The 25706-nt window shown below is 34.5% G+C and carries 22 protein-coding genes and 1 tRNA gene; 9 read left to right on the top strand and 14 right to left on the bottom strand.

Annotation, left to right across the window (positions count from 1 at the left end; all coding sequences use genetic code 11):
* Positions 1-13: 13 nt before the first annotated feature.
* The 4 genes from ftsZ (at position 14) to ACZ5CF_RS00525 (ending at position 3160) form a co-directional block, all read left to right on the top strand.
* Complete coding sequence (ftsZ, locus tag ACZ5CF_RS00540) at positions 14-1975, top strand: cell division protein FtsZ (protein ID WP_464579654.1); 1962 nt, start codon at positions 14-16, stop codon at positions 1973-1975.
* Positions 1976-2080: 105 nt separating this feature from the next.
* A complete protein-coding gene (locus tag ACZ5CF_RS00535) occupies positions 2081-2530 on the top strand; it encodes a GatB/YqeY domain-containing protein (RefSeq protein ID WP_464579653.1) in 450 nt (149 codons plus the stop codon).
* A 17-nt stretch (positions 2531-2547) separates the two neighbouring features.
* Positions 2548-2621 (top strand) — tRNA-Arg (locus ACZ5CF_RS00530).
* Positions 2622-2740: 119 nt separating this feature from the next.
* Positions 2741-3160: a CBS domain-containing protein gene (locus tag ACZ5CF_RS00525; RefSeq protein WP_464580853.1), complete on the top strand. Its 420-nt coding sequence runs from the start codon at positions 2741-2743 to the stop codon at positions 3158-3160.
* On the opposite strand, the gene rpe is transcribed toward ACZ5CF_RS00525, so the two are convergent.
* The 4 genes from rpe to rpsO all read right to left on the bottom strand — a co-directional run bounded on the left by rpe (position 3157) and on the right by rpsO (position 7629).
* On the bottom strand, positions 3157-3816 hold the full coding sequence (gene rpe / locus ACZ5CF_RS00520) for a ribulose-phosphate 3-epimerase (protein ID WP_464579651.1): 660 nt from the start codon (positions 3814-3816) through the stop codon (positions 3157-3159). The two genes, ACZ5CF_RS00525 and rpe, sit on opposite strands and share 4 nt — an antisense overlap.
* Positions 3817-3958: 142 nt before the next feature.
* Entirely contained in the window at positions 3959-4822 is an 864-nt protein-coding gene (locus tag ACZ5CF_RS00515) for a sigma-70 family RNA polymerase sigma factor (protein WP_464579650.1), read from the bottom strand.
* A gap of 145 nt (positions 4823-4967) precedes the next feature.
* Positions 4968-7172, bottom strand: a complete 2205-nt coding sequence (locus tag ACZ5CF_RS00510) for a polyribonucleotide nucleotidyltransferase (RefSeq protein WP_464579649.1) — start codon at positions 7170-7172, stop codon at positions 4968-4970.
* Positions 7173-7359: 187 nt separating this feature from the next.
* The gene (gene rpsO, locus ACZ5CF_RS00505; RefSeq protein WP_464579648.1) at positions 7360-7629 is read right to left on the bottom strand and encodes a 30S ribosomal protein S15; all 270 of its coding nucleotides are present in this window, start codon (positions 7627-7629) and stop codon (positions 7360-7362) included.
* A 168-nt stretch (positions 7630-7797) separates the two neighbouring features.
* Here rpsO and ACZ5CF_RS00500 point away from each other — a divergent pair, with 168 nt between their 5' ends.
* Positions 7798-8664, top strand: a complete 867-nt coding sequence (locus ACZ5CF_RS00500; RefSeq protein WP_464579647.1) for a hypothetical protein — start codon at positions 7798-7800, stop codon at positions 8662-8664.
* A 44-nt stretch (positions 8665-8708) separates the two neighbouring features.
* Here the strand turns inward: ACZ5CF_RS00500 and accD are convergent, their stop codons facing one another.
* From accD to tamL, 3 genes are read right to left on the bottom strand one after another with little or no spacing between them, the layout of a single operon-like run.
* Complete coding sequence (gene accD / locus ACZ5CF_RS00495; RefSeq protein ID WP_464579646.1) at positions 8709-9566, bottom strand: acetyl-CoA carboxylase, carboxyltransferase subunit beta; 858 nt, start codon at positions 9564-9566, stop codon at positions 8709-8711.
* 25 nt (positions 9567-9591) lie between these two features.
* Complete coding sequence (gene fbaA / locus ACZ5CF_RS00490) at positions 9592-10659, bottom strand: class II fructose-bisphosphate aldolase (protein ID WP_464579644.1); 1068 nt, start codon at positions 10657-10659, stop codon at positions 9592-9594.
* 57 nt (positions 10660-10716) lie between these two features.
* Positions 10717-13281 carry a translocation and assembly module lipoprotein TamL gene (gene tamL, locus ACZ5CF_RS00485; protein ID WP_464579643.1) on the bottom strand — a complete coding sequence of 855 codons (2565 nt, stop codon included), beginning with the start codon at positions 13279-13281 and terminating at the stop codon, positions 10717-10719.
* 40 nt (positions 13282-13321) lie between these two features.
* Between tamL and ACZ5CF_RS00480 the strand changes: the two genes are divergently transcribed.
* Positions 13322-14047, top strand: a complete 726-nt coding sequence (locus ACZ5CF_RS00480) for a TrmH family RNA methyltransferase (RefSeq protein ID WP_464579641.1) — start codon at positions 13322-13324, stop codon at positions 14045-14047.
* Between the two features lie 6 nt (positions 14048-14053).
* Here ACZ5CF_RS00480 and porT read toward each other — a convergent pair whose 3' ends face one another.
* Together porT and ubiE are read right to left on the bottom strand one after the other, a co-directional pair.
* Complete coding sequence (gene porT / locus ACZ5CF_RS00475) at positions 14054-14746, bottom strand: type IX secretion/gliding motility protein PorT/SprT (RefSeq protein WP_464579639.1); 693 nt, start codon at positions 14744-14746, stop codon at positions 14054-14056.
* Between the two features lie 4 nt (positions 14747-14750).
* Positions 14751-15479, bottom strand: coding sequence for a bifunctional demethylmenaquinone methyltransferase/2-methoxy-6-polyprenyl-1,4-benzoquinol methylase UbiE (ubiE, locus tag ACZ5CF_RS00470; protein WP_464579637.1), 729 nt, complete (start codon positions 15477-15479; stop codon positions 14751-14753).
* A gap of 112 nt (positions 15480-15591) precedes the next feature.
* On the opposite strand from ubiE, the gene trkA reads away from it, so the two are divergent.
* Positions 15592-16941, top strand: coding sequence for a Trk system potassium transporter TrkA (gene trkA / locus ACZ5CF_RS00465; RefSeq protein ID WP_464579636.1), 1350 nt, complete (start codon positions 15592-15594; stop codon positions 16939-16941).
* Between the two features lie 3 nt (positions 16942-16944).
* On the top strand, positions 16945-18438 hold the full coding sequence (locus ACZ5CF_RS00460) for a TrkH family potassium uptake protein (RefSeq protein ID WP_464579635.1): 1494 nt from the start codon (positions 16945-16947) through the stop codon (positions 18436-18438).
* A 908-nt stretch (positions 18439-19346) separates the two neighbouring features.
* Here the strand turns inward: ACZ5CF_RS00460 and ACZ5CF_RS00455 are convergent.
* Positions 19347-20549 carry a pyridoxal phosphate-dependent aminotransferase gene (locus tag ACZ5CF_RS00455; RefSeq protein ID WP_464579634.1) on the bottom strand — a complete coding sequence of 401 codons (1203 nt, stop codon included), beginning with the start codon at positions 20547-20549 and terminating at the stop codon, positions 19347-19349.
* A gap of 2 nt (positions 20550-20551) precedes the next feature.
* Positions 20552-21655 (bottom strand): fatty acid desaturase family protein, encoded by a 1104-nt coding sequence (locus tag ACZ5CF_RS00450; protein ID WP_464579633.1) that lies wholly within the window; start codon positions 21653-21655, stop codon positions 20552-20554.
* A gap of 126 nt (positions 21656-21781) precedes the next feature.
* On the opposite strand from ACZ5CF_RS00450, the gene rsmG reads away from it, so the two are divergent.
* Positions 21782-22417, top strand: a complete 636-nt coding sequence (gene rsmG / locus ACZ5CF_RS00445; RefSeq protein ID WP_464579631.1) for a 16S rRNA (guanine(527)-N(7))-methyltransferase RsmG — start codon at positions 21782-21784, stop codon at positions 22415-22417.
* 39 nt (positions 22418-22456) lie between these two features.
* On the opposite strand, the gene pruA is transcribed toward rsmG, so the two are convergent.
* From pruA to ACZ5CF_RS00430, 3 genes are all read right to left on the bottom strand, one after another.
* The gene (pruA, locus tag ACZ5CF_RS00440; RefSeq protein WP_464579629.1) at positions 22457-24082 is read right to left on the bottom strand and encodes an L-glutamate gamma-semialdehyde dehydrogenase; all 1626 of its coding nucleotides are present in this window, start codon (positions 24080-24082) and stop codon (positions 22457-22459) included.
* Between the two features lie 109 nt (positions 24083-24191).
* Positions 24192-24578: a Co2+/Mg2+ efflux protein ApaG gene (gene apaG, locus ACZ5CF_RS00435; protein WP_464579628.1), complete on the bottom strand. Its 387-nt coding sequence runs from the start codon at positions 24576-24578 to the stop codon at positions 24192-24194.
* A gap of 4 nt (positions 24579-24582) precedes the next feature.
* Complete coding sequence (locus ACZ5CF_RS00430) at positions 24583-25704, bottom strand: DUF3667 domain-containing protein (RefSeq protein WP_464579626.1); 1122 nt, start codon at positions 25702-25704, stop codon at positions 24583-24585.
* Positions 25705-25706: the final 2 nt, after the last annotated feature.

Raw genomic sequence — 25706 nt, 5'->3', positions numbered from 1 at the left:
TAAAAACGAACTTATGAGTAGCAACACAGGAATTGATAGCATTTCGTTTGATTTACCTAAAAATCAAAGCAATGTAATTAAAGTTATAGGAGTTGGTGGTGGAGGTAGCAACGCCATTAACCACATGTTTCAATTAGGAATAAAAGGGGTAGATTTTGTAGTTTGCAATACAGACGCCCAAGCACTGCAAAACAGTCCTGTTCCTAATAAAATCCAATTAGGAGTTACCCTAACCGAAGGATTAGGCGCCGGAGCAAACCCAGATATTGGCGAGCAAGCCGCAATGGAAAGCTTCGAAGAGATTAAGGCAATGTTAGATACCAATACCAAAATGGTATTCATAACTGCCGGAATGGGTGGTGGTACTGGTACCGGAGCTGCACCTGTTATTGCAAAATATGCCAAAGAACTCGATATTTTAACAGTAGGTATTGTTACAATTCCGTTTTCTTTTGAGGGGAAAATGCGTAACGATCAAGCTCAAATGGGTGTCGAAAAATTAAGAGCTAATGTAGATTCTTTAATTGTTATTAATAATAATAAGCTACGCGAGGTGTATGGTAATTTAGGGTTTAAAGCTGGTTTCTCTAAAGCCGACGAAGTGTTAGCTACTGCTGCTCGAGGTATTGCCGAAGTTATAACACACCATTACACCCAGAATATTGACCTTCGTGATGCTAAAACCGTACTGTCTAATAGCGGTACAGCTATTATGGGTTCTGCAACTGCTACCGGATCAAGTAGGGCTCACGATGCTATCATGAAAGCGTTAGATTCTCCGTTATTAAACGATAATAAAATAACCGGAGCTAAAAATGTATTGTTGCTAATAGTTTCGGGTACCCAAGAAATTACAATAGATGAAATAGGTGAGATTAATGATCATATTCAAAACGAAGCCGGTCATGGTGCAAACATTATAATGGGAGTTGGAGAAGATGAGGCATTGGGCGAAGCAATTTCGGTAACTGTTATTGCAACTGGCTTTAATCCGGAGCAGCAACACGAAATTGTAAATACAGAAGCTAAAAAAATAATTCATACTTTAGAAGATGAGCAAAAAGTAGAGCAAGATTTAACTTCCGGGTTAGATAACGTAACCACATACCAAAAACCAACCTCTCAGCCCAAAAATAAAGAGCCTGAAGTAATAAAACATAAATTGTTTGATGATGATGAGATAGCTCCCAAAGAGCAAGAAATGGATCTGATTCCTACCACAGATATTATTAAAAATATACCTGTAGTATATGAAGAGGTATCAGACAGTAATGATGCTTTTAATGATTTTGAAATTGTAGATACAACAGATTCTATTAAAGATATAGACGTTGTAGATCCTGAGGTGGTATCAAAAGACGATGAGAGTCAAATTACTCTTTCGTTTGATTTTCCATTGTCTAACACAGACACTAACGCTTCAGACGCGGAAGATGATGAAAAATCAAATGTTGTAACATTTGACTTAACAGATGATATTAAAGACATGAAAGTTAAAGATCCGGTAGAAGTTATACCGGTTACAGAAGTGTCTAAAGAGGGCGAAGTAAGATATAGTTTAGATGATTATATGGAGTTAGAATCTAAACTATCTGCAGCAAAAGCATCACCAAAAGAAACAGAAACCGAGACAAATCCTGAAGCTATTGTTTTCGAGAAAAAAACAGTTGATGTGCCAAAGGAAAACTCACCGGCATCAGATTCAGATGAGCCAGATCCGGTTAATTGCTCAATAGAAGAAGCACTTAAAAGCAGGGCAGAAGAGCGACGAAGAAAATTAAAAGAGTTTAACTATAAGTTTAATCATCTTACTAAAATAGATGAGATAGAGAAACAGCCGGCTTATAAACGAATGGGAATAGATTTAGATAACCCACAAGACAATAACGCCTCAAGGTTGTCTCTTGGAGAAGATAGCAATAACGAAATTCAACTAAGATCAAATAATTCTTTTCTACATGACAATGTAGATTAGTATATACTTAACCTACGCTATTTACATAAACTAAACCCGGTGTCTGAAAAATGATATCGGGTTTATTTTTTTATTTTTGCAAACAAAATTTTAAATCGGTAAACAATGAGCCTACAACAACAAATAACAGATAGTATGAAAACGGCTATGAAAGCCAAAGACACCATTGCTTTAGAAGCTTTAAGAGCAGTAAAATCGGCTATTTTGCTAGCTCAAACAGAAACAGGCTCATCTGCAACATTAAGCTCTGAGCAAGAGTTAGCTTTACTACAAAAATTAGTTAAGCAACGTAAAGATAGTGCAGCAATCTTCACGCAACAGGGCCGTGAAGATTTAGCAGAAGCAGAATTAGCACAAGCAAAAGTAATAGCGCAATTTTTGCCGGAACAATTAAGTGAAGATGAAATTGCTAAAGAGGTTGAGGCAATTATAGCAAAAGTAGGAGCAGAAAGCATGAAAGATATGGGTAAGGTAATGGGTATTGCTACAAAACAATTAGCCGGTAAAGCAGATGGTAAAACTATTTCTACAATTGTAAAACAAAAATTAAGCTAATATTTTTTAGTGTTTTAGGCCGTGTAGTTCAACTGGATAGAACATCAGATTTCGGCTCTGAGGGTTGAGGGTTCGAATCCTTCCACGGTCACAAAAAGCCTGCTTTAAAGCAGGCTTTTTGTGTTATATGACTTTCATCATACTTTTTAAAGTATCTGCTTTGTAAATTTAATGTAGAATTTAAAAATTGTTTGCGCTATGAAAAATATAATTAAAGATACCATTACCGTATCACAAATAATGACCACAGAACTTGTTAAACTTAATATAGACGATACTTTATATAAAGCTGAACGCCTATTTAAAAAGCATAACATTAGACACCTTCCTGTTGTAGAAGGGAATAAAATTAGAGGGATTTTAAGCTATACAGATTTATTGAGAATCAGTTATGCAGATACAATAGATGAAGATGATGAAACTGTAGAGAGTATTGTTTATGATATGTTTTCGGTACCGCAAGTAATGATGCATAATCCGGTAACAGTATCGCCAAAAGCTACTATAAAAGAAGTTGCAGAAATTTTGGCATCAAGAGAGTTTCATGCTTTACCAGTTGTTGAAAATGGAGATTTAGTCGGAATTGTTACTACGACAGATGTAATAAAGTATTTTTTACAGTTTTATTAAACGTTAGTAGTTTCAAATAAATCTTCAATAGTTTTTACCGGATTGTTGCTAGAAAAAACAAAGCTGCCGGCTACAAGTACATTTGCTCCTGCTTTAGTTAACTCAGGGGCATTAGCGCTATTTACACCGCCATCTATTTCAATTTTAGCAGTTGCATTTTTGGCTATAATTAATTCGCGTAGTTGTTGTACTTTGTTAAACGTGTTTGCAATAAATTTTTGACCTCCAAAACCGGGGTTTACACTCATAACACAAACCAAATCAATATCATTAATAATATCTTGCAGTACAGTTACGGGAGTATGCGGATTTAAGGCTACACCGGCTTGCATTCCGTTGGCTTTAATAGCCTGAATTGTGCGGTGCAAATGCGTACAAGCTTCATAATGTACGGTTAATATATTAGCTCCTATTTTAGCAAAGGTTTCAATATATCTATCAGGATCTACAATCATTAAATGAACATCTAAAGGCTTTTTTGTATGCTTGGCAATGGCCTGTATAACAGGCATTCCGAACGAAATATTCGGAACAAAAACACCATCCATGACATCTAAATGAAACCATTCTGCCTTACTGTTATTTACCATTTCTATGTCTTGTTGTAAGTTGGCAAAATCTGCAGCAAGTATAGAGGGAGCTATTATTGTTTTCATTTTTTTAATTGGTTTAGGCACAAAAATACACCAATTATTATAAACAGAGTTAATAAAAAACCCCGGCTTGCACCGGGGTTCATTCATCAATCAAAAAACGAACAGTTATGCTTTGTAACTGCTTTTGCGTAATATACGAAATTTATCCTAAATAGGTTTTTAATATCTTACTTCTAGAAGTGTGTTTAAGTCTTCTAATAGCCTTTTCTTTAATCTGTCTAACACGCTCACGAGTTAGGTCAAACGTCTCTCCAATTTCTTCTAAAGTCATTGGATGTTGATCGCCTAAACCAAAGTAAAGACGAATAACATCTGCCTCACGAGGTGTTAATGTTTCTAAAGCACGTTCAATCTCTGTTCTTAGAGATTCGTGCATTAATTCTTTGTCAGGATTAGGAGATTCTCCGCTTCGTAATACATCGTATAGGTTAGAGTCTTCTCCTTCAACTAAAGGAGCATCCATAGATACGTGACGACCAGAGTTTTTCATAGACTCTTTTACGTCGTTTACGCTCATGTCTAGCTCTTTAGCAATTTCTTCGGCACTTGGTACACGCTCATGAGCTTGCTCTAAAAAAGCATAGGTTTTATTAATTTTATTAATAGAACCAATCTTGTTAAGCGGTAATCTTACAATTCTGGATTGTTCTGCAAGTGCTTGTAAGATAGATTGCCTAATCCACCAAACAGCATACGATATAAATTTAAAACCTCTGGTTTCATCAAAACGTTGTGCTGCTTTTATTAAGCCAAGATTACCTTCGTTTATTAAGTCTGGTAGGGTTAATCCTTGGTTTTGGTATTGTTTAGCAACCGATACCACAAAACGCAAATTGGCTTTAGTTAATTTCTCTAACGCTCTTTGGTCTCCGGCTTTAATACGTTGTGCTAATTCTACTTCTTCTTCTGCAGTAATTAAATCTACCTTACCTATTTCTTGAAGATACTTATCCAGGGAAGCAGTTTCTCTGTTGGTTACCTGCTTCGTAATTTTAAGTTGTCTCATCTATATAAACTCCTAAATTTTAGTGATTGTTTGTTGCTCGCATATGGTTATACGTACAAATTGGAGTTTATGTTACAAAAAAGTATAAAAAAATTGTTTGTATTAAAAAACGCCTTCAACTTGAAGGCGTTTTATGTAGTAATAATTAATTGTTTCTGTTTGGTCTTGGTTTTCTGTCTCCACCAGGCCTATTATTACCTCTGTTATTTGGGTTTCTTGGTCTTTCTTTATAACCTTCGGGTTTTGGTAAAAGAGCCTTTCTTGAAACCTTCTCGCGCTTAGTTTTAGGATCAAACCCAAAGTATTTAACTTCAAAGACATCTCCTAAATTAACCACGTCGGTAACATTGTTTGTGCGTTCCCAAGCAAGTTCAGAGATATGAAGTAAGGTTTCATTACCGGGTGCTTGTGTATACTCTACAACAGCACCAAAATCTAATAACTTAACTACTTTTACTTCGTAAATTTCTCCGGCTTGAGGTGTAAAAGTAATAGCTGCTATTTTATCGAGCACTCTATTAATTCCGTCTTGATCTGTTCCAAGAATTTCTACCACACCTTTTTCATCAACTTCTTCAATTACAATAGTGGTATTTGTTGCTTTTTGTAACTCTTGAATAGTTTTACCTCCCGGACCAATTAAAACTCCAATATACTCACCTGGTATTACAGTAGTAATTATTTTTGGAGCATGAGCTTTAACATTTGGTCTAGGCTTCTCTATAGTTTCGGTTAGTTTACTTAAAATGTGTAACCTTCCTTCTCTTGCTTGTTCTAGAGCTTGGATAAGGATTTCGTACGATAGGCCTTTAATTTTAATATCCATTTGGCACGCTGTAATACCGTCTGCCGTACCGGTTACTTTAAAGTCCATGTCGCCCAAATGGTCTTCGTCGCCTAAAATATCAGATAGTACTGCAAATTTCTCACCATCTGTAATTAATCCCATAGCAATACCAGATACAGGCTTTTGTAATTGTACGCCTGCATCCATTAATGCCATTGTACCGGCACAAACAGTTGCCATAGATGAAGAACCGTTAGATTCTAATACTTCTGATACAACACGAACGGTATAAGGGCAATCTTCAGGAATCATTCCTTTTAAGGCGCGTTGTGCTAAGTTACCATGACCAATCTCTCTTCTTGATGTTCCTCTAATTGGGCGAGCTTCTCCGGTAGAGAATGGTGGGAAGTTGTAGTGTAAATAAAACTTTTCTTCACCTTGCTCAGTAGGTAAATCAATTACATTGGCTTCTCTAGATGTTCCTAAGGTAACAGTGGCAAGCGCTTGGGTTTCTCCTCTTGTAAATATTGCAGAGCCATGTGTAGAAGGAAGATAATCTACCTCACACCAAATTGGTCTGATATCGGTAGGTTTTCTACCATCTAAACGAATGTTTTCGTTAAGCACTAAGTTTCTAACAGCTTCTTTCTGAGCTTTAGAAAAATATTTAGAAATTAATTCGGCTTTTTCTTCTAACTCTTCTTCAGTAAAAAGTGCTTCTACTTCTTCTTTAACTTCAGCAAATTTTTCGCCTCTTTCTTGTTTAGATAAAGCCTGCTTAGCAATATCATAACATTTTTGGTAAGCCGCTTCAAATATTTTTTTCTCTAAATCTGCATCTTCGTTTTCAGGCTCGTACTCTCTGGTTTCTTTTTTACCAACAGCTTCTGCTAAACGACGTTGAGCTTGGCATTGTAATTTAATTGCTTCGTGTGCAAATTTAATAGCATCGGCCATTTCTTTTTCTGAAACCTCCTTCATTTCTCCTTCTACCATGGTAACAGAATCTTCTGAAGCGCCAACAATTATATCAATATCTGCTTCTTTTAATTGAGCCGGGCTGGGGTTTATTATAAACTCACCATCTACTCTTGCCACACGAGCTTCAGAGATAGGGCACTCAAAAGGAATATCTGATAGTTGAATTGCGGCAGATGCTGCCAACCCAGCTAATGCGTCAGGCATAACGTTATCGTCATGAGACATTAACTGTATCATTACCTGAGTTTCGGCATGATAATCTTTTGGAAAAAGAGGTCTTAATACACGGTCTACAAGACGCATGGTTAAAACTTCTTGGTCGCTTGGTCTGGCTTCTCTTTTAAAGAAACCGCCCGGAAATCTTCCGGCTGCTGCAAATTTTTCGCGATAATCTACCGTTAAGGGTAAAAAATCTATACCGGGATTTGCTGTTCTGGCAGAAACTACTGTTGCTAAGAGCATTGCATCGCCCATTCTAACAACAACAGATCCGTCTGCTTGTTTTGCTAACTTTCCGGTTTCAAGAGAGATGGTTCTACCATCCCCTAAATCAATAATTTCTCGTTTTACTTCGGGAATCATATAAAATTTTAATTAACCTGCTTTTTTACAGGTACAGTTAAACAAAGGGTGTTGTGTTGTTGTTGCGTAGTTGTGTAACCCAATGAAAAACTTCAGTGTAAAGCTTTTAATGTGTGAAGAACGTTTTTACGACCGGTAATTTAATAATTAATTATAAACAAAAAAAGAGGCACGAAGCCTCTTTTTGTTACTTTCTAATATTAAGTTCTTTAATAATTGCACGATATCTTTCAATATCCTTCTTCATTAAATAGTCAAGTAGGCTTCTTCTTTTACCTACCAGTTTCACTAACGAGCGCTCTGTGTTGAAATCTTTTTTGTTTCTTCTTAAGTGCTGAGTTAAGTGATTAATTCTGTGCGTAAATAACGCAATTTGCCCTTCAGGCGATCCGGTGTCTTTTTCAGACTTACCGTACTTTTTAAAAATTTCTGCTTTTACTTCTTTAGTTAAATACATGCCAATATTATTTAAATAATTTTTATGTATTTGATAGACCATCTATCAAGCCGCAAAGATAAAAATATTATTTAAAATCAAGCTATTGTAAACTTTTTTTTGTTTTTGATTAAACCTTTTATCAATAACTCAGTCTTATAAACGTTAACTGTTAAAAATATATTAATTATGAAAACAAATCTCAAAAAGCAGTATTTGGTTGCTACAATAGCAACAGTAATGTTATTAATTGTGTCTTGTAGTAAAGATAATGCACAAGATGATATAACATTAAATGATGAAGCCATAGATGTGGCAGAATTAACATTAAGCGATGAAGCAGAACTTATCTCTGAAGATGTTGTGGCTATTGGAGAAGAAGTTTATGCTGCCGATGAACTCTCTGCAAGTGGTAAAGGAGAATACAGATCTGACTTTTTACCGGACTGTGTTACAATTACTACGGTAGTAACAAGCACAAGCAAAGAAAAAACAATTGATTTTGGTGACGGATGCGAGCTCCCAAATGGTAACGTTTTAAGCGGTATTATTTATTTGAGTTATAATAAAGACATGGAAATGGCTACTAAAACCATTAGCCTGTCTTTAGAGAATTTTACATTTAATGGTGTTGCTGTAGAGGGCGGCGCATCTATTGTTAGAAAGAGAGCTAACGAGAGTGGTAATCCGCAATCTGATGCTTCAAGTGAGTTTAGTGCAACTTGGCCTGACGGAAGCACGGCAAGTTTTGTTGGTAACCGTACACGTGAATGGATAGAAGGTTACGGAAGCGGTTATTGGGGAGACAATGTTTTCTTAATAACAGGGCAAGGAACATTTACCGGAAAACAAGGGAATGTATTTAGTAAAACAATTGTAGAACCATTACGTAGAGAATTGGCTTGTAGATTTATTGTAAGTGGTGTTTTAGAAATATCTAGAAATGATGTTACTGCAAGTTTAGACTTTGGTGATGGAAGTTGTGATGCAAAAGGAATTTTAACATATCCTGACGGAACAACAAAAGAAGTTTTTTTAAGAAGGTTTCTTAGATAAGCAATGATGATATTAAAAAAGGCTTGCCATTGGCAAGCCTTTTTTTATGCTCTAACAGGTCTGTTTAATATTAAATCTAAATAAAGATTTACTTTATCTTTTAGTTGACTTCTATGAACAATAAAGTCTAAAAAACCATGTTCTAAAACAAATTCTGCTGTTTGAAAACCTTCAGGAAGCTCCTTTCCTACAGTATCTTTTACAACTCTTGGCCCAGCAAACCCTATAAGGGCTCCAGGCTCACTTATATTTATATCACCAAGCATAGCATATGATGCAGTTGTGCCACCGGTTGTTGGATCTGTACATAAAGAAATGTAAGGTATTTTAGCTTCTGCCAGCTTAGCTAATTTAGATGAGGTTTTGGCTAATTGCATAAGTGATAAAGCGGCTTCTTGCATTCTGGCTCCACCAGATTTAGAAATCATTAAAAAAGGGATTTTGTTTTTAAGGGCATAATCTATAGCGCGTGCTATTTTTTCTCCTACAACACTTCCCATAGAGCCTCCAATAAAAGCAAAATCCATACAAGCAACCACCAAATCTTCGCCTTTAGATTTTCCAACGGCTGTTCTAACAGCATCCTTGAGTTTTGTTTTCTCTTGAGCTTCTTTTAATCTATCGGTATACTTTTTTGTATCTACAAAGTTAAGAGGATCTTTAGAGGTTAAGTTTTTATCTAATTCTTTAAATTTGTTGTTGTCAAAAATTATTTCAAAATATTCTTTACTTCCAATTCTTACGTGATAGTCATCTTCCGGACTTACGTAAAAGTTTTTGGCTAATTCTTCGGCTTCAACAATTTTTCCGGTAGGCGATTTATACCAAAGCCCTTTTGGGGTATCTTTCTTCTCTTTCGTAGCCGTTTGAATTCCTTTTTCTTTTCTTTTAAACCAAGCCATTGTATTACAATTTGTGTTACTTTAATTATAACGTGTTAACGTTGTTTAAGTCTTCGAAAGCCTTTTTAAGTCTGGTAACAAATGTTTTTTCTCCTTCTCGAAGCCAAACTCTTGGGTCGTAATATTTTTTATTAGGTTTATCGTCTCCTTCAGGATTACCAATTTGTGATTGTAAATATGCTTCGTTGGTTTTCATGTAATTTCTAACTCCTTCCATGAAAGCATATTGTAAATCGGTGTCTATATTCATTTTGATTACACCGTAACTTATGGCTTCTCTAATTTCTTCTAATGATGAGCCAGAACCACCATGAAAAACAAAATCTATAGTATTGTGAGGAACGTTAAACTTTTTAGAGACGTATTCTTGTGAGTTTTTTAATATTTTAGGAGTTAACTTAACATTGCCGGGCTTGTAAACACCATGAACATTACCAAATGCTGCAGCAATGGTAAAACGAGGGCTTACTTTCATGAGTTCCTCATAGGCGTAAGCTACTTCTTCAGGTTGAGTATAAAGTTTTGAATCATCTACGCCTGTATTGTCAACGCCATCTTCTTCACCACCGGTAATACCGAGCTCTATCTCTAACGTCATATCCATCTTACTCATTCTAGCCAAGTACTCTTTGCAGATTGCTATGTTTTCTTCTAATGGCTCTTCAGATAGATCAATCATATGAGAGCTAAACAATGGTTTACCTGTTTGTTGAAAGTGTGTTTCGTTAGCATCTAACATTCCATCTATCCAAGGGAGTAATTTTTTTGCACAGTGGTCTGTATGTAAAATAACGGTAGCACCGTATGCTTCGGCTAAATCATGCACATGTTTTGCTCCGGCAACAGCTCCAGCAATAGCAGCTTTTTGTCCATCATTATTTAAACCTTTGCCGGCATTAAAGTGGGCACCACCATTAGAGAACTGAATAATTACAGGAGCATTTAATGCTGCTGCAGTTTCTAATACAGCATTTATGCTATTAGAGCCTACTACATTTACAGCAGGCAAAGCAAAGCCTTTTTGCTTTGCGTATTTAAAAATTTCTTGAACTTGATCTCCGGTAGCAACTCCCGGTTTTATATTATGACTCATTTAGTTGTGTTTTTACTAATTATAGATTTAGGTTACAAAAGTAATAAAAATACAACCTTAAAACGGATAATTTATACCGATATTAAATACTGCATTGGCAAAATTATATTCTCTAAACCATCTTTTATTTAGTTCTCTTGCCGGATTGTAGGTTTTAAATCCGGTATCAAACCTAAACACAAAAAAACCAAAATCGTAACGTAAGCCAAGACCTGTTCCGAGTGCTATATCTTGTAATGATGATAGACCGGAGAATGTAGCTTTTTCATCATTTACATTATCAAATACATTCCAAATATTACCGGCATCGGCAAAAAGAGCTCCTTTTAAATCGCCAAAAATATCAAACCTGTATTCTACATTTAAGGCTAATTTTAGGTTTGCTTCATTAAAATCGTTTACAGCCTCAGTGCTTCCCGGACCGAGTGAATAAGCTTCCCAAGCTCTGTTGTCGTTAGAACCTCCTGCAAAATAACTTCGTGAAAAAGGGATGCTATTAGAATTACCATAGGGAATAGCTATACCGAAAAAAGCCCTTAGCGCTAAAGTGTTTTTTTGAACAATTTGCCAATGTTTTACATAATCAAACTCTGTTTTAGCATATTGCGAATATTTTACGCCAAATATAAGATTGTTGCCATCAGAATCTTTTTCAAAATTTATTAAATTTGATAGAGTAGACAGAAAGTTCCCTGCAAATTCTATTTTAGCAATAAATTGAGAAAAACTGTTGTCGTTAAATCCCTGACGGTTGTTTTTTATATAGCTGAAATTTGAAGCAAAAATAAGGTTGTTTTCTGTAAGTCTTTCTCGTCTCTCTTCAACTCTATTAACTTCTATAATATCGTCTGATTGAAGCATGATTTCGCCATTTTGTACTCTATTTATAAAATTGTCCGTGCCAAACGGAATACTTAAACGTAATGGATCTAAAACATTATTAGTGTCTTCTACAAATAAATCAGCTTGGTCAGGGTTGTTTTGCACTGCATCGGCAACATCATCTAATCTTTCGTAGGTGTTTTGGTAAACTTCAAAAAAGCGACTAGGATTTACGTTTCTTACAAACTGTACGTTTACCAACTCTAAGATATTTTTGACATAATTAGAAGGCGACCAATTATATTGTAAAATACTATTAAAGGTCTGTTTGTCTAACCCAATATTTTCTTGAATACTGGTACCTAAAGAGGCTTTAGTGTTAGGAGACATTTGCTTTGGAATAATACTTTGTGTGTTAAACGGAAACCAAATTCTTGGGAAGTTAAACTTAACATCGGCCCCTATTTCGTTTACATTAAAAAACCGATTGTCTCCGCCTCGAGCTTCTCTAGACGATCCTAAAGACCCTCTTACACCAAGCTCTAAGGTTTCTGCACCTCTAAAAATGTTTCTGCTTATTAATGATGTACTGAATGATAACCCAAAATCTTGAATGTTAGAGTGTGTAACATCTGTGTTTAACCCTAAAGAGAATTTTGGTTTAGAGGTTAAAAAAACATCCATGTTAAGCGTTGCATTTTCTTTGTTTGCATTACGCTGTATAGTTGGGTATTTAAACACCTGCAAGTTGCTAAGCTGCCGTAATGTTTGAGAATAATTAAGATCTCTATAAATAGAGTCTTTGTTTAAAAAAACGGCATTGGTTATTGCTTTGGGCTTATAGCGCAATTTTTCTTTAAAGTAAAGCGTGTAGTTATTATACTTTAATGAATCTGTATAATTATTAGAGGTAGCATCTATAAATAAATTTACATTATTAATGGTGTGTACTTTGTACTCAAGCTCTTGAACGTTATTATTAACACGTTGTGTGGCATTGGCAATATTTACAGTAATAGGAAGCTTTCTGTCGTTGTTTTCAGGAATTGTATCCATTAAAACATCAAAATCTATAGAGCTCTCTTGAAAGTTATAGATTCCAGAATTTCTAAATAAACCGGTAAGTCTGTTGCGTTCTGCCTGAAAATCGGCTAAATTAAACTGCTTACCTTTTTGTAAATACGAATTTTTTTTATGCTGCCGGTAAATAGAATCTATATCTGCAGATGCAATATTTTTTGAGATAGAATCTAAAATATAGGGTTTGTTTAGCGTAATACTATAATCTATTGTGGCTCTTTGTTTTCTTTTAAGTTTATTTATTGTGTAATTAGCCTTATTGTTAAAATATCCCTTACTGTAGTAATAGGCCTCTAAACGATTTACAGATTTATTGGTTAAAGAGGTATCTATAATTACCGGGGCTTCACCGGTTTCCATTAACCATTTATTAAACCCTATTTTTGCGTTAGTAAAGGCTATTAGTTGTTTTTTAGAAAATAGCTTTTGTGCAAACGAGGTGTCTTTAAGTTTGTTGTTTAGTTTTTTTATGTAGAAAGAATCGGGCTCCGGTTTTGCTAAATTATAAATATGAAGTCGTAACGGATATCCTAATAAATTACTATTAGGTTGTTGATGAATTAAGCTCTGAATGTCTTCGCTTAGTAGTTTTTTACCATCAACATAAATTGTGTTTTTTTTAAGCAGTAATCCTTCATCTGGAACTCTTTTTGTGGCATTACAGGCGCCTAAAAAGAGTATTACAATAAATACACCTATTTTTGTTGCTATATTTTTCAATACTCTAATCTGCTTAGTTGCTCAAAAATACACTATTTGTATGGTTAGCAAAAACCAAATAAAACTAATAACAAGTTTACATCAAAAAAAATACCGAAATAAAACCGGCTTGTTTATAGTTGAAGGGTTAAAAGGTATTTCGGAATTTTTAAACTCTTCGTTTAAACTTGATGCATTATATACGACAGACAATACTGTTTTTGATGTTCCTCCTCACAAAAAAAATCTAATAACAGAAAAAGAGCTACGTAAAATAAGTGGTCTTGTAACACCTAATAAGGCGCTGGCAACGTTTAAAATTCCGGAGCCTAAACCTATACAAGATAATAAGTTTACAATAGCGTTAGATAATGTTAGAGATCCCGGTAATTTAGGAACAATTATTAGGTTGTGCGATTGGTTTGGAATAACACAATTAATCTGCTCTACAGAAACGGTAGACTGTTATAACCCAAAAGTTGTACAAGCAACAATGGGTTCTTTAACTAGAGTTAATGTTTATTATAAGCCTTTAGATTCTTTTTTAAAATCGGTTTCTATGCCGGTTTATGGCGCCTGTATGGACGGTGATAATGTGTACACAGCAAAATTAAAACAGCCTGCAGTACTTGTTATGGGAAACGAGGCTAACGGAATTAGCCATGAAGTAGAAAGTATGCTTTCTCAAAAAATAACAATACCAAGGTTTGGAAACATGCAGCAAACAGAAAGTTTAAATGTAGCAACAGCAACAGCTATACTGTTAAGCGAATTTAAAAGAAGGTAAAAAAAACTACTCAAAAGTAAAGTTTATAAAAATCCCTCTTGAGTACATTCCGGCAACATTTCCGGTCCAAGGGCTATTTGGGTCTGCATCCGGTATAAGCTCATCGCTTAAGGCAAAAACCCCTCTAATAGAAGGAGAAAATTTAAAATACTCTAAGTAAAAGTCTATACCAAAACCAACTTCGTAGTAAAAGGTGTTTTTTTTCATTCTAAACTGTCCGGAGCTGTTATCTTCTTTGCTGTCTTCATTACTGCCTAAATTAATTGAAGTAGATAGCCCGCCAACAAGGTAAGGTTTCCAGTTTCCTAAACGTTTAGCATTTGCTTTTAATAATAGCGGAAAGTGAATGTAAGTAGACTTTACTCCTCGTACAGCATCTCTGGGTTCTGTAAAACCTTTAAAACCTAAATCTCTTTTTGTATAGTAAAGACCTGGCTCAAAACGTAAATCAAAATAATCATTTAAACGCAACTTCCCTATTAAACCAACATTAAATCCCATGGTTTTAGAAACCAATACTTCGCTGGTGTTTTCGTTGTACTCAAACTTAAAGTCGTATTGGTTTACACCTAAAAAGTACCCCCAGCTTATTGTTTTTTTATCAAAATTCTCAAGATTAATAATAGGGTCTTCGTTAAATTGAGCACTTGCTAACGGAGCAACTAAGATTAATAGTAAAAGAAAGCCAATTTTTTTCATACAATTATTTTGACGCTACATAAATTGTTGCTACCCCAAAGGTTTGAGGCAGATGGTTCACATTTATAAACCCAATTTTACGCAAAATATTGTTGAACTGTTCTCCATACGGAAATACAGAAGCAGATTCAGATAAATAACCATAGGCAGCATTGTCTTTAGAAAACCATTTGCCAATAGTAGGTAAAATGTATTTAGTGTATAAAAAATAACCCTGTTTGTAAGGCGTTTTAGTGGGTACAGAGGTCTCTAAAACCACAAAAGCTCCCCCCGGTTTTAAAACTCTATATATTTCTGAAAGCCCTTTTTCTAAGTTTTCAAAATTTCTAACTCCAAAAGCAACAGTTATAGTATCAAATACATCATTATTAAAGGGCAAATTTTCACTATCTCCTAACTGTAAATCGATAACATTTTGCAATCCTTTTTTAGCTACTTTTTGTTTGCCTACCTCAAGCATCCCTTTAGAAATGTCTAATCCTATAATTTTTTTTGCACCGGTTTTAGCCAAACTAATTGCTAAATCTCCTGTACCGGTAGCAATATCTAAAATGGTACAGGGTTGTTGTTTTTTTACCAAAGTAACAACACGTTTACGCCATTTAATGTCTATACCAAAAGAAATTACACGGTTAAGCCCATCATAATCTTCAGAAATGGTATCAAACATTTTAGCAACCTGTTGTTTTTTTGCGAGGTTAGACTCTTTGTATGGAGTTACATTTTTGGGCATGAAATTTTTTTTTACAAAGATAATACAATGCCATTTAACGTGTAGAATATAAATTCATTACTTAAATGTGTTATATTTGCATAACAAATGCAAATTAGTTGCTTACCATTAGATGAAAATAATTATTGCAGGTGCAGGAGAAGTTGGCTTTCATTTAGCTAAACTTCTATCTTACGAAGCACAAGATATCACACTTATAGATACAGACAAAGAGAGCCTACTTTATGCCGATAACCATTTAGATATTAAAGTTCTGAAAGGAGATGCTACTTCTATTTCGGTACTAAAAGAAGCTAACGTACAAAATTCTGATTTGGTTATTGGAGTAACATCGTCTGAGACAACAAACATTACACTTTGTTTGCTTGCCAAACAGCTTGGATGTAAAAGAACAATAGCACGTATTTCTAACACAGAATTTGTTTACAATAAAGAAGAAATCAAGTTTACCGATTTAGGAATAGACGAACTCATTTCGCCGGAGCAACTGGCAGCATCCGAAATTCAATTGCTTTTAGACCAATCTGCTTTTAGCGACACTTACGAGTTTGAAGACGGTGCTTTAATAATGGTAGGAACATCATTGCAACGCACAGCCCCATTTGTGGGTAAATCCGTAAAAGAGGCAGCAAATATTTTTCCAGAATTACACTTTATGCCAATTGCTGTACAGCGTTTTGGCACACAATACACCTTAATACCAAGAGGAGATACCCAATTTAAAGAAGGCGATATTGTGTATTTTATAACTACACCCGAGGGCGTAGAAAAGCTTTACACGCTTACCGGAAAAACTAAAGAAGATATTAAGCGTGTAATGATTTTAGGTGGAAGTAAGATAGGATTTAAAACTGCTAGAGATCTTTGTACTAACAAATTCTCTGTAAAACTTATTGAAAAAGACAAGGAAAAAGCTTTTGATTTAGCCGATGCCTTGCCTAATGCGCTGATAATTAATGGAGATGGCAGGAACGTTGAGCTTTTAGATGAAGAAGATCTTTCAGAAATGGATGCTTTTATCTCTGTTACCGGAAACTCAGAAACAAATATTATGTCTTGCTTGGTTGCTAAATCAAAAAACGTAAAGAAAACCATAGCTTTGGTTGAGAATATGGATTATTTTCAGCTATCACAATCTATTGGAATAGATACTTTAATCAATAAAAAACTACTTGCGGCCAATCATATTTTCAGGCATGTTAGAAAAGGAGAAGTAGTTGCTTTAACCAGATTAAACAATTTGAATGCAGAGATTTTAGAATTTGAGGTTAAACCAACTTCAGAAGTAAACGGAAAAATAATAAAAGAAATAGATTTTCCGAGGTCTGCCATTATAGGAGGTGTAGTAAGGAACGGAGAAGGTATTATTGCTTTGGGAGACTTTTTAATTAAAACAGGAGATAGAGTGGTGGTATGTTGTTTGCCACGATCTATAAATAAAGTAGAGAAGCTTTTCTTATAAAACATGAAAAAGCTAAATTCTAAAATAATTTTTCACCTAATGGGGCTACTGTTAGTATGTAATGGTGGCTTTATGCTTTTAGCTGCTTTGGTAAGTGCCATTTATAACGATGGGATTACCATGCAATTAAGTATGTCTGTTTTAGCCACTATACTTGCTGGTGGGTTGCTTATGTATAATACTCGAGACCATGAAAAAGAGGTTAAAAAAAGAGAAGGTTACATAATTGTTGCTTGTGGTTGGCTTATAATGGTTATTTCTGGAATGTTACCTTACTTAATTTCTAAAACTATTCCGGATGTTACTAATGCTTTTTTTGAAACCATGTCTGGTTACACAACTACAGGAGCTTCTATTTTAGATGATATAGAATCGTTACCAGAAGGAATTTTGTTTTGGCGTAGCATGACTCATTGGATTGGTGGAATGGGAATTATAGTTTTAGCAATCGCCATTTTACCAATTTTAGGAATTGGTGGGATGCAATTATTTGCAGCCGAAGCACCTGGTCCGAGTGCTGATAAACTTCATCCTAGAATTACAGATACTGCCAAAAGATTATGGCTTATTTATGTTGGCTATACCTTAGCAGAAACTATTTTGTTAAAATTAGCCGGGATGAGTTTTTTTGATGCCATCAATCATTCTATGGCAACACTTTCTACTGGCGGGTTCTCTACAAAAAATGATAGTCTAGCACATTGGAGTAATCAACCAATAATACAATACATTGTTATCTTTTTTATGTTTTTGGCCGGGAGCAATTTTGTGCTTAGTTACTTTGCTTTTAAGGGAAAGGTTCAAAAAATAATTAAAGACGAAGAGTTTAAGTTTTATTCTCTTTTTATACTGTTTTTTACAATAGTTACTGCTTTAGTAATTTATTTTAAAGCAAATATACCTGTATCTGATTATCATCCTATGGTTTTCGGAAAACTTGAAAGTTCTATAAGGCATGCTCTTTTTCAAGTTGTAGCTGTTGTTACAACAACCGGTTTTGTTACAGCAGATTTTACATCGTGGACCCCTTTTTTAACAGTGTTTTTTTTCGGACTAATGTTTTTAGGAGGATCGGCAGGTTCTACAGCCGGTGGAATGAAAGTAGTTCGTCATTTATTAACTATAAAAAATGGCTTGTTAGAGTTTAAGCGAGCATTACACCCAAACGCTATTATTCCGGTTAGGTTTAACAACAAAACAGTTTCAGAGAATATTATTTATAATATTCTTGGTTTTTTTGTGCTCTATATGCTATCATTTATAATAGGAGCGCTGGTTTTGAGTTTAATGGGATTAGATTTTGAAACAGCCATAGGAGGTGCTGCATCTTCATTAGGCAATGTAGGTCCGGCTTTTGGAGATCTAAATCCGTTAAGTAATTTTAATAGTCTTCCAAATGCTGGTAAGTGGTGGTGCTCATTTTTAATGCTTATTGGTAGGTTAGAGCTTTTTACGGTTCTTATATTATTTACTCCGTATTTTTGGAAAAAAAGCTAATACTATGTTGAAAAAGGGTGATATTCCCCTGAAAACAAGTTTGTTATTTAAAAAAAAATTATACATATTTGCGTGTGAATTATACTACAAAACACATGCGGATTTTCAAAAACCCAAGCCATAACGAAATTTTTTTGTTATTTTTTGTGGTAGTAGTAACCTTTTTGGCTTACTTGTTAGCAAATTTTGAGGTGTTTAGTGTTTTTAATATAGAAAGTTGGGGCCAAGATTCTTATTTTGGTTTTAGTGTTGCAGGGTGTTTAGTTTTATTTAGTTGTTTAAACGTATTCATATTTTTTGGAGTAAGAGAATTTTTTAGACGATATACTCAAACACTTCCAAATTCTTTCATAGCTGTTAGTGGAATAATCCTTTTTTGTATTCTTATTAGGTTGGCTTTTAGCGCGTAAAGAATAAATTATACAAGTAATTGTCTGTATCTTTATTGTAAATGTGGAGTCTATAGGCCACAAAAAAATGGGGTAAATCCGAAAAAAATCATATGAGTAACAACTAAAGTTTAAGTTGATACCAAAGTATGTTATTAATAATGAGATTTCGGGTTTTGTAAATTTAACTTGAGTATAATTAAAGAGAATTTCTGAAGTTTCTTTGCGGAGTTTTAAATGAGTTAGACTCAAAAATACAGAGGAATCAATGCAATGTAACAGGTAATAAAATGTATTTTGTTTATAATACACCAAACAAAAATAGGTGAGAGGCTATGCTAAGTTAGAAGGATTTACTGCTAATAAAAAATTAGTTGAGGAGCTACCATAATAAACAGCATTACTGCCAAATAAACTAAAGCTAATCTTAAGCTTTTATTATTCTTCAAAAGAAAATCTGCAGGTTACAACATCTTGTTACAGCAAATTAGTTAATTTTATTTAGCAGATTGAAAGCGGTTAGCTTAAAGCTTTTTTAATTCGGCTTAAAGCTTCACGTAACTCTTTTTCTGATGCTGCATATGAGATTCTGATGCAATTAGGACTTCCAAAAGCTTCGCCGGTAACAGTAGCTACATTGGCCTCTTCTAATAAAAATAATGACAAATCTGTAGCATTATTAATTTTCTTTCCTTTAAAAGTCTTCCCGAAAAGAGCAGATACATCTGGGAACACATAAAAAGCACCCTCCGGCACATTTACTTTAAACCCGTCTATCTCAGATAAAAGTTTTAAGACAATATCTCTTCGAGCCTTAAACTCGTCTACCATATACTTTATCTTATCGGGAGTGGCGGTTACAGCAGCAATGGTTGCTCTTTGGGCTATAGCATTAGCTCCGCTGGTAATTTGTCCTTGCATTTTACTACAAGCTTTAGCAATAAACTCGGGAGCGCCAATATAACCAATACGCCAACCAGTCATTGCAAAAGCTTTAGAGACTCCATTAACAGTAATAGTTCTGTTGTACATACCATCAATGCCGGCTATACTTACATGTTTTCCTGTAAAATTTATGTGCTCGTAAATTTCATCAGAAACTACATAAATATCGGGGTACTTTTGTAGCACTTGGGCTAAGGCTTCTAACTCTTCTTTACTGTAAACAGATCCGCTTGGATTACAAGGAGAGCTAAACCACAACATTTTACTTTTTGGTGTTATGGCAGCTTCTAATTGCTCTGGAGTTATTTTAAAATCGGTTTTAATAGTTGTAGGAACTTCAACCGGAACGCCTTCGGCAATTTTAACAATATCTCTGTAACTTACCCAATATGGGGCAGGTAAAATAACTTCGTCACCCGGATTTAGCATTACCAAGGCAACGTTAGCTAAAGATTGCTTTGCACCTGTAGATACTACAATTTGATTGGGTGAATAATCTAAGTTATTATCACGTTTAAATTTATGTGAAATAGCTTCGCGTAAATCGGTATAACCATTTACAGGCGGATAACTACTGTAATTATCATGTATGGCTTGTATAGCGGCTTCTTTAATAAACTCCGGAATATTAAAATCGGGTTCACCTAAACTCAAACTTATAATGTCTACGCCTTGCTCTTTAAGTTCTCTTGCTTTGGCAGCCATTGCTAAAGTAGCCGATGTTGCCATGCTTTCAATCCTATTAGAAAGGTGTGAATTTGAAGTTTGAACAGCCATAACTATGATAATTGATAATCTGGTTTTTTACCTAATTCTTTTAAATGTTTAAAATGCGAAATTATAGCTTTTCTGGTAGATTTATACTCGTTATAGGGTAAATTAAATTCTTTTGCGGTTTGTTTAACAATTTTGGCAATTTTGTTATAATGAACATGACTAATATTTGGGAAAATATGATGCTCTACCTGATGATTTAATCCACCTGTAAACCAATTAACAATCTTATTTTTAGTAGAGAAATTTGCTGTTGTAAATAACTGATGAATTGCCCAAGAGTTTTTCATGGTGCCGCCCTCGTCAGGTAACGGGGTTTCTGTTTCTTCAACAACATGTGCTAACTGAAAAACAATACTTAAAATTAATCCGGCAGTGTAATGCATTACAAAAAAGCCAATTAATACTTTCCACCAAGCTATATTTGAAATGAGTATGGGTAATAAAATCCAAATAGAAAGGTATATAATTTTTGTTATTATTAAAACGCTCCACTCTTTTGTAGGGTTAGGAAACTTGCCATAAGACAATTTTCTTTTTAAGTAACTGCGCATTTGCTTAAAATCTGTAGTAATTGCCCAGTTAATGGTTAGTAAACCGTATAGCAGAATAGAGTAGTAATGTTGAAATTGGTGAAAATAGCGCCATTTAGCATGTTTAGAAAACCTAATTATTCTACCGGCATCTAAATCTTCATCATGCCCATGAATATTAGTATAGGTGTGGTGTAGTACATTGTGTTGTACTTTCCAATTGTAAACATTTCCGGCAAGAATATACATGCTACCTCCCATCAGGTTGTTAATCCATTTTTTTGATGAATAAGAACCATGATTACCATCGTGCATTACATTCATACCAACTCCAGCCATTCCGATACCAATTACAATGGTTAAAAGCAACTGAATCCATTGGCTCATATTAATTGTTAGGATTAAAAAATAAGGAGTTAAAAACAATGCAAACATTACAGCAGTTTTTACATATAATTTCCAGTTGCCTGTACGTTTTATGTTGTTGTCTTTAAAGTACTGATTTACACGTTTGTTAAGGGTTTTGAAGAAATCTGATCGCTCTTTCCTAGAGAATCTAAGTGTAGGTTGAGACATAAAAATAATTGTAACTTAATAATATTTATTTGTGTCAAAAATACATATTTAAACCAAACAACCTTTTTATTTAATAAAATTTTACGAAGTCTAAAAACACTATTTTTGCTAAAAATTAAGCAAATTATGAGTGCAGACCTGGTGTTTAAGTATTTTCCCGATTTAACGTCCAACCAAAAAAATCAGATACTTCAGTTAGAAGAATTGTATAAATATTGGAATGCTCAAATTAATGTTATATCCAGAAAAGATATAGATTCTTTATACGAAAGGCACGTACTACATTCTTTAGCTATAGCAAAAGTTCAGCCTTTTTTACCGGGAGCACATATTCTAGATGTTGGTACAGGAGGAGGAATTCCGGGCATACCATTGGCAATTTTATTTCCTGAAACCAACTTTTACCTTACAGATGCAATTGCTAAAAAAATAAAAGTGGTAGATGCTGTGGCAAAAGAGCTTAATTTAACAAATGTAACAGCATCACATATTAGAGCAGAAAAAGTAAAAGATCAGTTTGATTTTATTGTAAGCAGAGCAGTAACCAATATGCCTGATTTTGTGAAGTGGGTAAGAGGAAAAGTAAAAAAGAAATCAGAACACCAGCTTAAAAACGGAATTTTGTATTTAAAAGGAGGCGATTTAACCGAAGAATTATCACAGTATAAAACGGTTAAACTTTATAATATTTCTGAGTTTTTTTCTGAACCTTTTTTTGAGACTAAAAAAGTGGTTCATTTGCCGTTAAAGTTTAAAGGATAAATAAAGAAAAGGCTGCCTTTGTTGGCAGCCTATTTTATATTAACCTAAAAAAGGATATCTATAATCTGTTGGTGGTACAAAAGTTTCTTTAATGAGTCTTGGAGACACCCAGCGTAATAAGTTTTGGGCACTACCGGCTTTATCATTTGTACCGGAAGCTCTTGCTCCACCAAATGGTTGTTGTCCAACAACGGCTCCTGTTGGTTTGTCGTTTACATAGAAGTTACCTGCACAATTTTCTAGAGCTTTAGTAGCTTCATCTATAGCATATCTGTCTTTAGAGAAAATAGCTCCTGTTAATGCGTATTCTGAAGTTTCGTCAACTAATTTTAATGTATTGCTCCACTCGGCATCTTCATAAATATAAACCGTTACTACAGGACCAAAAAGCTCGGTCTCCATAGTTGTGTATTTAGGGTTAGTTGTTAAAATTACAGTTGGCTCAATAAAATATCCTTTAGATTTATCGTAACTACCACCGGCAATAATTTCTGCATCGCTATCTTTTTTAGCTTGTTCTATATAGCTCACAAGCTTATCAAAAGAAGCTTCATGAATTACTGCAGTAATAAAGTTACTCATATCTTCCGGAGAGCCTATTTTAAATGACTTTACGTCTTCTTTTACAAACTCTAAAATTTGGTCTGCTTTAGATTTTGGTAAGTAAACTCTCGAGGCTGCACTACATTTTTGACCTTGGAACTCGAATGCTCCACGTGTAATAGCAGTAGCTACCTCTTTAGCATTGGCGCTAGGGTGTGCAATAATAAAGTCTTTACCTCCTGTTTCTCCTACTATTCTTGGGTAGGTTTTGTAGGTATGAATGTTGTTACCTATTTTTTTCCAGAGTTCTTTAAATACAAAAGTAGATCCTGTAAAGTGTATTCCAGAAAAATCAGGACTAGCCAGAACAGTATCTGTAATCATAACAGGATCACCGCAAACCATATTAATTACACCGTTCGGTAATCCGGCTTCTTTAAATACTTCCATAATTACATTAGCAGAGAATACCTGGCTGTCACTTGGTTTCCAAACAACTACATTACCCATCATGGCTGCACTTGCTGGTAGGTTGCCGGCAATTGCTGTAAAGTTGAAAGGAGTAACAGCATACACAAAACCTTCTAGAGGTCTGTACTCTACACGGTTCCAGATTCCTTCTGAAGATTCAGGTTGCTCTTGATAAATTTGAGCCATAAACTCTACATTAAAACGCAAGAAGTCTATAAGCTCGCAAGCAGAATCTATCTCTGCTTGGTGTATGGTTTTAGATTGCGCTATCATTGTAGCTGCATTTAGTTTAGCTCGGTAAGGTCCGGCAATTAATTCTGCAGCTTTTAAGAAAATTGCTGCACGTTGCTCCCAAGTTAGTGCAGCCCACTCTTTTCTGGCTTTAAGCGCCTCTGAGATGGCTTTTTCTACATGTTCTTTATTTGCTGTATGATAGTGGCCAACCACATGTTTATGGTCGTGTGGAGGAGACATTGGTTTTGTGTTGCCTGTTTTTATTTCTTCGCTGCCAATGTAAAGCGGAACCTCCATGTTGCCATTATAATACTCTTTGTATTGTTTTAAAACGGCTTCACGTTCGGGTGTTCCCGGAGCGTAAGATTTAACAGGTTCATTTATAGCAGTTGGTACTTGAAAAAATCCTTTTCCCATGGTTATATGGTGTTTTTATGATTAATTGCATGCAAAGGTAAGAAAACGCATGCGCTTTTTCTAACTTCATTATGAAAGCTTTATCAATCTTAATAAGAGTAATAAAAGATTAGTTTATTGCAAAAGGAGCACAGAGTTTAAATGTAGGTATAAATACTCTAAAACGACGTGTGGTAGTAAAGTTAATCATGTTAAAATAACCTCGCATAGAGCCAATAGGAGAAGTAAGTAAACACCCGGAACTATAGGTATAAACTTCACCGGGTTTTAAAACCGGTTTTTTTCCTATAACGCCTTCACCATCTACAATTTCTATATCGTTTAAAGAATCAAAAATTTGCCAGTGGCGCGATGTGAGTTGTACGGTGTCTTTACTTTGGTTTTCTATAGAGATTCTGTATCCAAAAGCATAGTTCATTTTGTAGTTTTTGAAGAAAGTACCTTCAAAACTAGTTTCAACAGAAATTTTTATGCCTTTGGTTACTTGTGTAATCATACCACTAATACGTAAAAACGCTTCCTATTAAGAAAATTAAGGCCGAAACGCTTGCTAAGGTAAAAAAAATAGTGTTAAGAAACATAAATTTAACAAATGTTTTGATTTTGCTTTGCTCATAAAATACATGCATGGCTCTTAAAAGGTATAACGAAAACAAAATCAGAAAAATACCCGAAGAATCTACCTCTAAAAAGGTGTCAATAATAAACGAAAAAATCAGTAAAATTATAAGCATAGATTGGGTGTGAAAACTAAACACCAGGTGGTCCATATAATTAAATTTTCGTTTAGAATAAATCAACCAAATAAATACTGCAAAAACTGGTAAAAAGAAAAATATTAAAAAAGGAAGTTTTGATATTAAAGAGCTTATAAAAGATCCTGGTTGCTGCATGCTTTTAAGAATGCTTTTACTCATATTAAACGAAAGCCGATTTTCAAAAGTGTTAGTAATTTGTAGCGAGTCTTTAGCTTCGGTAAAAGTGTAATACTTTTTTTGTTTAATAGCGTTTTGAAAAAAATCTATTTTAACACTTAACCGTTCTACAAAACTTAAAGAGTCAGTTTGTTTAAAAAATTTTTTAGGGCTGGCTAAATTAATTGAGTCTTGGTTTCTTTTTAAATTCTGAATAGAATCTAAATTTAAAGAATCTAATGCTCCAAGGACCTGTGCTTGTTCTTTGGGGTTTTTTATGTTGGCTTTAATTGGGCTTTTTGCAGCAGTTGTAAATGTTTGGTTTGTTAAATTGTCACCAAATCTATCTATATCGCTTAAGTTGCTTGTGCAATTAAGCATTAAAAAATACACTATACATAAACTTAGTAAAAATCTAAACGGATTGGTGTAAGCAACGCGCTTACCGTTAATATATTCTTTGGTGATTTTACCGGGTTTAAAAATTAGGGCTGCCAGTGTTTTTCTAATCTTAGAATCGTACGAAATAAAACTGGAAAAAAACTCGTCTATAACATCTTTAAAACTAATTTTCTTTGTGCTGTTTATTTGAGAGCAATTAGGGCAGTATTTATCGCTAATATCTAACGGATGATTACAATTTAAGCATTTTACACCTCGGTATTGTTTGGCGTAACGTTTAGACGGGATGGGTTTGTTAGAGCTCATTG

The sequence above is a fragment of the Lutaonella thermophila genome (genome assembly GCF_055387725.1).
This window is presented reverse-complemented; position numbering and strand designations above follow the sequence as displayed.